The organism is Streptomyces sp. NPDC049577, from assembly GCF_040675635.1.
Classification (GTDB): Bacteria; Actinomycetota; Actinomycetes; order Streptomycetales; family Streptomycetaceae; genus Streptomyces.
The window spans coordinates 1-1,542 of sequence record NZ_JBFAPH010000617.1; the positions used below are offsets into that span (position 1 = coordinate 1).

At 76.7% G+C, this 1,542-nt stretch carries 1 protein-coding gene and 1 pseudogene; one reads left to right on the plus strand and one right to left on the minus strand.

Features of this window, described 5'->3' with window-relative positions; all coding sequences use genetic code 11:
• Positions 1–369, plus strand: a pseudogene (locus tag AB0K09_RS33280) (TPM domain-containing protein); the annotation flags it as partial.
• Between the two features lie 7 nt (positions 370–376).
• Here AB0K09_RS33280 and AB0K09_RS33285 read toward each other — a convergent pair.
• The coding region (locus AB0K09_RS33285; RefSeq protein WP_366069118.1) for an ATP-binding SpoIIE family protein phosphatase at positions 377–1,542 on the minus strand (1,166 nt) is incomplete at its 5' end.

A 1,542-nucleotide genomic window follows, 5' to 3' on the forward strand; every position in this document is an offset into this window, starting at 1 on the left:
GCCGGCACCCGGGCCGCCGAGACCCGCGCCCGGGCCCGCGCCGACCGCGCCCTGCTCGCGGCCCGCACCGAGGTCGCCGCCGCCCGCGACTTCCTCACCACCCACCGCGGCGCCACCGGCTGCCGCGCCCGCACCCGCCTCGCCGAGGCGGAACGCCTCCTCCCCCGCCACGCCGCCGACCGCGCCCTCACCCTCGCTCGCCAGGCGCGGGCGCTGGCGGAGAGCGACATCGACGCGTACGAGGCGGCCTCCGGCCGGGAGCCGCCCCCACAACCCGTGGACCGCGCCCTCCTGGGCGGCATCATCCTCGGGGACCTGCTCCCGGCGACCTTCGGCGGCTGGGCGACCAGGGGCCGGCTGGCGGGCTGATCCGCGCTCAGTACAGGCTCAGCAGCGCCTCCACCGCATCCGGCGGCGGCGAGTCCCCGTCCGGCAGAGCCAGCTCGAACCACACCGTCTTCCCCCGCGGAATCCTCCGGCTGCCCCAGGCAGCGCTGAGCATCCCCACCAGCTGCAACCCCCGGCCCCCCTCGTCCGTGTCCCGCGCCCGCCGCCGCCGCGGCTGGACCAGCCCGCCGTCCCAGACCTCGCACACCAGCGTGCGGTCCAGCAGCAGGCGCAGCCGGATCTCGCCCTCCCCGTACCGCAGGGCGTTGGTGACGAGCTCGCTCACCAGCAGTTCGGACGTGTCGACGAGGTCGTCGAGGCCCCAGGACTCCAGCTGCTCGCGGGTCAGTTCGCGGGCGCGGGCGACGGAGCGGGGCTCGGCCGGGAGGGTCCAGTCGCCGACCCGGTCGGCGGCCAGGCCGCGCACCCGGGCCATGAGCAGGGCGATGTCGTCCTCGCCGTGGTGGGTGTCGAGCGCGCCCAGGACGTGGTCGCAGACGTCCTCCAGCGGCCGCTCCGGGTCGCGCAGGGCGTCACGGAAGGCCTGGAGGCCCTCGTCGAGGGGGTGGTCGCGGGACTCGACCAGACCGTCCGTGTAGAGGGCGAGGAGCGCCCCGTCGGGCAGTTCGATCTCGGTCTGCTCGAAGGGCTCGCCGCCGACGCCCAGCGGCATGCCCGGCGGCACCTCCAGCAGCATCGCCGGCTCGCCGCTCTCCACCAGGACGGGCGGCAGGTGGCCCGCGTTGGCGACGGTGCACCGCCGGGTCACGGGGTCGTACACGGCGTAGACGCAGGTCGCGAGGTAGACCTCGGACAGGTCGGCCGACCGCACGCTGCCGCGCATGCCGCGCGGCGCGGACTGCTTGCCGCCGGGCCGGCCGAGGCCGTGCGCGATCTGGTCCAGCTCGGTGAGCACCTCGGCCGGCTCCAGGTCGAGCATGGCGAGCGTCCGTACGGCCGTCCGGAGCTCGCCCATGGCGACGGCGGCGCGCAGCCCGCGTCCCATGACGTCGCCAACGACGAGCGCCGTGCGGTGGCCGGGCAGCTCGATGACGTCGAACCAGTCGCCGCCGACCTCGGTGGCGGCGTTGCCGGGCAGATAGCGGCAGGCGATGTCCAGGCCGGCCGCCTCGGGGTCGCCGGGCGGCAGCAGGC